Here is an 8687-nt window from a genome sequence, read left to right as displayed (position 1 = left end):
GGCGTGTCCGTTCGGGGCGTCGGGTGAGCGGATGTATCGGACGGGGGATCTGGTCCGTTGGTCGGCTGATGGTGAGTTGGTGTTCGTGGGGCGGGCGGATGAGCAGGTGAAGGTCCGGGGGTTCCGGGTCGAGCCCGCGGAGGTCGAGGCGGTGCTGGCGTCCCATCCCGGCGTTGCCCAGGCTGTCGTGATCGCCCGCGAGGACACCCCGAACGACAAGCGGCTAGTGGCTTATGTCGTTCCCGACAGCGACAGTGAATCAGCCGGCGATCTGGTTGGTGACCTGGTTGGTGACCTGCGTGCCTTTGTGGGGCAGCGGTTGCCGGAGTACATGGTGCCGTCAGCGGTGGTGGCGCTGGACGCGGTGCCGCTGACGGTGAACGGGAAGGTGGACCGGGCTGCGTTGCCGGCGCTGGAGTACGCGGCCTCCGGCGGTGGGCGAGGGCCCGTCACGGTGTCGGAAGAGATCGTGTGCCGGGCGTTTGCCGAAGTGCTGGGCCTTGAGCGGGTGGGGGTGGGGGACAACTTCTTCGAGCTGGGCGGGCATTCGCTGTTGGCCGTGTCGTTGGTGCAGCGCATGCGTGAGCGTGGGTTCGGGGTCTCGGTGCGGGCGTTGTTCGAGTCGCCGACTCCGGAGCGGTTGGCCGCGGCTGGTGATGCTGGTGGTGTGGTGGAGGTGCCGCCGAACGGGATCCCGGCCGGTGCGGAGGTGATCACGCCGGAGATGTTGCCGTTGGTCGATCTGTCGCCCGCGCAGGTGGAGTTGGTGTGTGCGGCGGTGGAGGGTGGGGCGGCGAACGTGGCGGACGTGTATCCGCTGGCCCCGCTCCAGGAGGGCATCTTCTTCCACCACCTGCTCGCCGAGCCCGGTGAGGCGGACGTATATCTCGTGCCGATGGTGATGGCCTTTGACGGGCGTGAGCGGCTGGACGGGTTCCTGTCGGCGTTGCAGCAGGTGGTGGACCGGCATGACGTCTACCGCACGGCGTTGGTGTGGGAGGGGTTGCCGGAACCGGTGCAGGTGGTTCGGCGGTATGCGAGCGTACCGGTGACCGAGGTGGTCCTGCCCGAGTCCGGGGATGTTGCGGCTGAACTGTTGGCGGTGGCCGGGCGGTGGATGGATCTGCGGCGGGCGCCGTTGCTGCGCGTGCATGTGGCGGCGGAGCCGGGCAGCGACCGGTGGTTGGCGTTGGTGCAGGTGCATCACCTCCTTCAGGACCACACCGCGTTGGAAGTGGTGCTGGGTGAGGTCGCCGCGTTCATGGCGGGGCGTGGGGACGAGTTGGCGGCGCCGTTGCCGTTCCGGGACTTCGTGGCGCAGGCACGGCTGGGTGTCTCGCGGCAGGAGCACGAGGAGTACTTCGCAGGTCTGCTGGGTGATGTCACGGAGCCGACGCTGCCGTTCGGCCTGGCCGATGCCCGCGGTGACGGCACCGGTGTGCGGCGGACCCGGCTGTCGGTCGACGAGGGTCTGGCGGAGCGGATCCGGGAGCAGGCCCGTCAGCTCGGGGTGAGCCCGGCGACCTTGTTCCATGTGGCGTGGGCGCGGGTGCTGGCGGGCCTGTCCGGGCGTTCGGATGTGGTGTTCGGGACGGTGCTGCTCGGGCGGATGAACGCGGGGAGGGACGCCGAGCGGGTTCCCGGCCCGTTCATGAACACCCTGCCGGTACGGGTGGACCTCGCGACCCCGAGTGCGGTGGGTGCCGTACAGGCGATGCGGTCGCAGCTGGCGGCTCTGTTGGTGCACGAGCACGCGCCCCTGTCCTTCGCGCAGAAGGCCAGTGGTGTCGCACCATCCGCTCCGCTGTTCACCTCGCTCTTCAACTACCGTCGGAGCCGTCGGCCGGGCGCCCTGGCCGCCGACGGTGTGCGACGCGGACCGACCGGTGTGGAGCTGCTCCACAACCAGGAGCTCACGAACTATCCGCTGGCCGTCGCGGTGGATGACAACAGCACGGGCTTCGTCCTGACCGCTGACGTGGTTGCTCCGGGAGACCCGGACGTGGTCTGTGCGTCGCTGCACACTGCTCTTGAGGGCTTGATCGCCGTGCTGGAAGACGCACCGGACAGCCCGGTGCGAGGAGTCGGAATTCTGCCTAGTGCCCGGCGCGAGCTGATGGTGGGCGGCTGGAACGACACTGCCACCACGCCTGTGGACGTGACGTTGCCCCAACTGATCGAGGAGCGGGTGGCCCGTACCCCCGATGCTCCGGCCGTGGTGTGTGGCAGCGAGCAGATCACCTACGCGGAGCTGGACGAACGGGCGAGCAGGCTGGCGCGGGAGCTGGCAGATCATGGCGTGGGCGTGGGCGTGGGCGTGGGCGCGGAAGCGGTCGTGGCGGTGGTGTCGGAGCGCTCGGTCGGCATGGTGGTGGCGTTGCTGGCGGTGTGGAAGGCCGGTGCCGCCTACCTACCGGTGGACCCCGGCTATCCCGCCGAGCGGGTGGCGTTCATGCTCGCTGATGCCCGTCCGATATGTGTGCTGACCACCAGTGACCTGGTCGGTGTGCTTCCGGAAGGGACGGCCCTCCCGGTGCTGACGATCGATGCGTCGGGGTGGCCCGTGACGGGCATGGGCGGTGACCCGGGCAGCGTGGAGCACTTGGCGCCGTACAGCGGGAGCGCCGCGTACGTGATGTACACGTCGGGTTCCACCGGACGGCCGAAGGGTGTGGTGGTCACACACGGCGCGCTGGCCAACCACATGGTGTGGATGCAGCGGGAGTTCGGACTGGAAGAGCGGGACCGGGTGCTGCACAAGACGCCGTTCGGGTTCGACGCCTCGGTGTGGGAACTGTGGTGGCCGTTGACGGCCGGTGCGGTGCTCGTGGTCGCGGCATCGGAAGGGCATCGCGATCCGACGTACCTGGCGCGGCTGATCCAGCGTGAACGGGTCACGGTCGCGCAGTTCGTTCCCTCGATGCTGACGGCATTCGTCGCCGAGCCCACGGCGGCGGGTTGCGCCGGCCTGCGGATGGTGTTCAGCGGGGGTGAGGCGCTGCCGGGTGACTTGCACGAGCGGGTGACCGGTCTGCTGGGCGTGGAACTCCACAATCTGTACGGGTTGACCGAGGCCACCATCGACACCACCTGCTGGCGGTCAGGACTCGGGAAGGAAGGGCCGAGTGTCCCGATCGGCCGGCCCATCGACAACAACCGTGTCCATGTCCTCGACCAGTTCCTGGAGCCGGTTCCGTCAGGGGTGGCAGGGGAGTTGTACGTGGCGGGCGCCGGTCTGGCCCGTGGGTACGCGGGACGGGCGGCTCTGACGGCGGAGCGCTTTGTGGCGAGCCCCTTCGGAGCTCCGGGGGAGCGGATGTACCGCACCGGCGACCTGGCTCGCTGGACTCCTGATGGCCGACTGATGTTCGTGGGACGCGCGGACCAGCAGGTGAAGGTGCGGGGGTTCCGGGTCGAGCCGGGTGAGGTCGAGGCCGTTCTTGCCGCGTATCCCGGAGTCACCCGGGCGTTGGTGGTCGCGCGTGAGGATGTGCCCGGCGATGTGCGGCTGGTCGCGTATGTCGTTCCCGTCGACGGTGGTGTTGCGGGCGAGGAGGTGCGGGCGTTCGCTGCTGGGCGGTTGCCGGAGTACATGGTGCCGTCGGCGGTGGTGGTGCTGGAAGGGCTGCCGCTGACGGTGCACGGCAAGGTGGACCGGGCCGCCTTGCCGGTGCCGGAGTCTGCCGTGTCCGCTGGCGGGCGGGGGCCTGCGACGGTGGCTGAAGAGATCGTGTGTGGTGCGTTCGCCGAGGTGTTGGGTGTGGAGCGGGTGGGGGCGGAGGACAACTTCTTCGAGCTGGGCGGGCATTCGCTGCTGGCGGTGTCGTTGGTGCAGCGGTTGCGGGAGCGGGGGCTGGGCGTTTCCGTACGGGTGTTGTTCGAGGCACCCACTCCGGCCGCGCTGGCGATGGCCGGGACGGGTGTCGAGGCTGAGGTGCCGCCGAACGGTATTCCGGAGGGTGCGGAGGTGATCACGCCGGAGATGTTGCCGTTGGTCGATCTGTTTCCCGCGCAGGTGGAGTTGGTGTGTGCGGCGGTGGAGGGTGGGGCGGCGAACGTGGCGGACGTGTATCCGCTGGCCCCGCTCCAGGAGGGGATCTTCTTCCACCACCTGCTCGCCGAGCCCGGTGAGGCAGACGTGTATCTCGTGCCGATGGTGATGGCCTTTGAGAGCCGTGAGCGGCTGGACAGGTTCCTGCCGGCCTTGCAGTGGGTGGTGGATCGGCATGACATCTACCGCACCGGGGTGGTGTGGGAGGGGCTGCCGGAGCCGGTGCAGGTGGTGTGGCGCCGTGCGGTCGTACCGGTGACGGAGGTGACGCTGCCCGCGAACGGGTCCGACCCGGTGGCGGACTTGCTGGCCGCGGCGGGTTCGTGGATGGATCTGCGGCGGGCGCCGTTGCTGCGCGTGTATGTGGCGGCGGAGCCGGGCAGCGGCCGGTGGCTGGCGTTGGTGCAGGTGCACCACCTGCTCCAGGACCACACCGCGGCCGACGTGGTACTGGGTGAGGTCGCGGCGTTCATGGCGGGACGTGGGGCCGAGTTGCCGGCGCCGCTGCCGTTCCGGGACTTCGTGGCGCAGGCGCGGCTGGGAGTGTCCCGTCAGGAGCACGAGGAGTACTTCGCGGCTCTTCTGGGGGATGTCACCGAGGCGACAACGCCGTTCGGGCTCTCCGACACCCACGGCGACGGCACCGGTGTGAAGCAGGGGCGACTGGCCGTGGACGACGGCCTGGCGGAGCGGGTGCGGGAGCGGGCGCGTGGGCTGGGGACGAGTCCGGCGACGTTGTTCCACGTGGCGTGGGCACGGGTGTTGGCAAGTCTGTCGGGTCGTTCGGACGTGGTGTTCGGGACGGTGTTGCTGGGCCGGATGAACGCGGGGGCGGGCGCCGAGCGGATTCCCGGTCCGTTCATGAACACCCTGCCGGTACGGGTGGACACCGCCGGCCTGAGCGCGCTGGACGCGGTGCAGGCGATGCGTTCCCAGCTGGCCGGCCTGCTGGTGCACGAGCACGCCCCCCTGTCACTCGCGCAGAAGGCCAGCGGCGTCGCACCATCCGCTCCGCTGTTCACCTCGCTCTTCAACTACCGCCACAGCCGTCGCCGTGCGCCCGGTGCCTACGACAGGCGGGCCAGGACGAACGGCCCCGCGCTGCTCTTCGCCCAGGACCGAACGAACTACCCGCTGGTGCTCGCGGTCGATGACCTGGAGACGGGTTTCGAGCTGACGGTCGACCTGGTAGCTCCGGTGGACCCGGGACCCGTGTGCGCGTCGCTGCACACGGCCTTGGAGGGCCTGATAGCGGCTCTGGAGGACGCGCCGGAAAGGCCCTTGGCCGGGCTGGAGATCCTGCCCGATGCCGAACGCGCGCACCTTCTCGGGGACTGGAACGACACTGCCGCCGACACCGTGGACAAGACGCTGCCCCAGCTGATCGACGAGTGGGTGACCCGTAGCCCCGATGCCGAGGCGGTGGTGCGCGGGGCCGAGCGCCTGACGTACGCCGAGCTGGACGACCGCGCGTCACGCCTGGCCGGGGTGCTGGCGGCGCGGGGGGTGGGCGTGGAGTCGGTGGTCGCGGTGATGGTGGAGCGGTCGGTCGAGCTGGTGGTGGCGTTGCTGGCGGTGTGGAAGGCGGGAGGCGCCTATCTGCCCGTCGACCCGTCGTATCCCGCCGAGCGGGTCGGGCTCATGCTGGCCGACGGGGAACCGGTGTGCGCGGTGACCACCAGCGGTCTCGCCGGGTTGCTGCCGCGGACTCTTGATGTGCCTGTGGTGTGTGTGGATGACCCGGGAGTGGCCACGGAGGCGGATCCGCCGGTGGTCGCGGTGGCGGCGGGCCCGGGGCGGCCGGATACGGCTGCGTACGTGATGTACACGTCGGGGTCCACGGGGCGGCCGAAGGGCGTGGTGGTCTCCCAGCGGGACGTGGTGGCGCGGGCGGTCGACCGGTGTTGGGAGGAGTCGGCACCCACGCGTGTCCTTGGCTACGCGCCGTACGCGTTCGACGCGTCGGTCTTTGAACTGTGGGTGACGCTGGCTGCCGGCGGCACGGTGGTGCTGGCCCCGGCTGACGAGCTGGACGGAGCGCTGATCCGGTCGCTGATCGGTGCGCACGGGCTCAGCCATGTCTGGGTGCCGGCCGGGCTGCTGAGAGTTCTGGCGCAGGAGGACCCGGAGTGTTTCACCGGGCTGCGAGAGGTGCTCACCGGGGGCGACGTGGTGCCGGCGCAGGCGATGACGGCGGTGCTTGAGGCATGTCCAGGGCTGACGGTGCGGCCCGTGTACGGACCGACGGAGACCACGTTCTGCGCGACCCAGTACGCCGTCCGGGACGCAGCGGCGGTGCCCGAGACACCGCCGCTCGGCCGGCCGATGGACAACACCCGCGGCTGTCTCCTCGACGACGCCCTGCGCCCGGTGCCGCGTGGCGTGGTGGGAGAGCTGTACGTGGCCGGGGCAGGTCTGGCGCGGGGATACCACGGCCGGCCTGGGCTGACGGCGGAGCGGTTCGTGGCATGTCCGTTCGGCGGTGCGGGTGAGCGGATGTACCGGACCGGGGACCTGGCGCGCTGGACGGCCGACGGCGAGCTGGTCTTTGTCGGGCGGGCGGACGAGCAGGTGAAGATCCGCGGGTTCCGGGTCGAGCCGGGCGAGGTCGAGGCGGTGCTGTCGGACTGCCCGGGTGTCGCCCAGGCCGTGGTCGTCGTACGGGAGGACACTCCCGGGGACAAGCGCCTGACGGCCTACGTCGTGCCCGAGAGCGGGGACGACGACCCGACGGCGGAGCCGCACCTGCCCGTCGATCCGGTCACCTTCGTGGGGCAGCTCCTGCCGGAGTACATGGTGCCGTCCGCTGTGGTGGTGCTGGGCGGGCTGCCGCTGACGGTGAACGGGAAGGTGGACCGCGCCGCCCTGCCCGCGCCGGAGTACGGTCCGGTCGGCAACGGTCGCGGGCCCGCCACCGCCGACGAGGAGATCCTGTGCCATCTCTTCGCCGACGTCCTCGGCCTGGAACGAGTGGGGGTGGAGGACGACTTCTTCGAGCTGGGCGGCCATTCGCTGTTGGCGACGAGGCTGGTGTCCCGGATCCGGACCGTCTTCGGGGCCGAGGCAGGGGTCCGGATGCTGTTCGAGGCGTCGACTCCGGCCGCCCTGGCGGCGCGGATCGGCGCCACCGGTCCGGCTTGGGTGGGCTTGGCGCCGCGGGAGCGGTCCGAGCAGGTGCCGTTGTCGTTCGCGCAGCGTCGGTTGTGGTTCCTGGCGCAGCTGGAGGGACCGAGCCCGACCTACCACATCCGGGCAGCGTTGCGCCTGACCGGAGCGGTCGACGTCGGCGCGCTGGGAGCGGCGCTGTCGGACGTGGTCACCCGCCACGAGGTGTTGCGCACGGTGTTCCCCGTCGTGGACGGGGAGCCCTACCAGCACGTGGTGACGCCTGGTGAGGTGGGTGAGGTGCTGCGGGTCGCACAGGCTGCCGAGGAGCAGGTCGTGGACCTGGTGGCGGCGGAGACGGGACGGGCGTTCGACCTGGCGGTGGAGATTCCGTTGCGGGCTCTGCTGGTCGAGACGGGTCCGGATGTGTATGTGTTGGTGTTGGTGCTGCACCATGTCGCGGGGGACGGCTGGTCGATGGGGCCGTTGGCCCGTGATCTCTCGTTGGCGTATGCGGCGCGTCGTGAGGGACGTGCGCCGGGCTGGCAGCCGCTGCCCGTCCAGTACGCCGACTACACCTTGTGGCAGCGGGAGTTGCTGGGCGAGGAGGAGGATCCGGACAGCCTGCTGGCGGGCCAGGTCGGTTACTGGCGGCAGACGCTGGCCGGGGCTCCGGAGGAGCTCGTTCTGCCGGTGGATCGGCCGCGTCCGGTGGTGGCGTCGCACCGGGGTCACACGGTGGCGCTCGACATTCCTGCTGAGGTGCATGCGGGGTTGACGGCGTTGGCGCGTGCGCAGGGTGTCACGTTGTTCATGGTGGTTCAGGCGGCGTTGGCGGTGCTGTTGTCGCGGTTGGGGGCGGGGGAGGACGTTCCGATCGGTACGGCGGTGGCGGGTCGGACGGACCAGGCGCTGGACGATCTGGTCGGATTCTTCGTCAACACCCTTGTCCTGCGGACGGATCTGTCGGGCGACCCTGCGTTCACCGACGTCCTCACCCGGGTGCGGGAATCCAGTCTGGCGGCCCTGGAGCACCAGGACGTGCCGTTCGAGCGCTTGGTGGAGCTGCTGGCGCCGGGCCGGTCCCTGGCCAGGCACCCGCTGTTCCAGACCATGTTCACCTGGCAGAACAACGCACTAACAGCTCTGGATCTCCCCGGAGTACGGGTGCGGCAGATGGCGGCCGGTGTGATGCCGGCCAAGTTCGACCTGGATGTCACCTTGGGCGAGGTCGTGGGTGAGGGTGGTCGGACGACCGGGTTGTCCGGGGCGCTGACGGCTGCGGCCGATGTGTTCGAGGCGGCGACGGTGGAGACGATCGCCGAGCGCTTTGGCCGGGTGCTGGCGATGGTGGCCGCGGATCCGGGTGTCCGGGTGCACGAGATCGATGTGCTGGCGGAGGAGGAGCGTCGGCTGATCTTGACGGAGTGGGGTGGCACTGGTGTGCCGGCCGGTCCGACTCCTCTGGTTCCGGAGTTGTTTGGGGTGCAGGTGGTGCGGTCTCCGGGTGCGGTGGCGGTGGTGTGTGGGG

Annotated in this window: 1 protein-coding gene; it reads left to right on the top strand. The window is 70.3% G+C overall.

The genetic code is table 11. The annotated features are described in order from the left end of the window. Positions 1 to 31 precede the first annotated feature (31 nt). A partial coding sequence (locus tag IEZ11_RS49705; protein WP_229713984.1) for a non-ribosomal peptide synthetase occupies positions 32 to 8687 on the top strand: 8656 nt, incomplete at its 3' end.

It is taken from the genome of Streptomyces fuscichromogenes, from assembly GCF_014645815.1.
Taxonomy (GTDB): Bacteria; Actinomycetota; Actinomycetes; order Streptomycetales; family Streptomycetaceae; genus Streptomyces; species Streptomyces fuscichromogenes.
The sequence above is the reverse complement of the archived record's forward strand: the minus strand, read 5'-3'. Positions and strand labels throughout refer to the sequence as shown.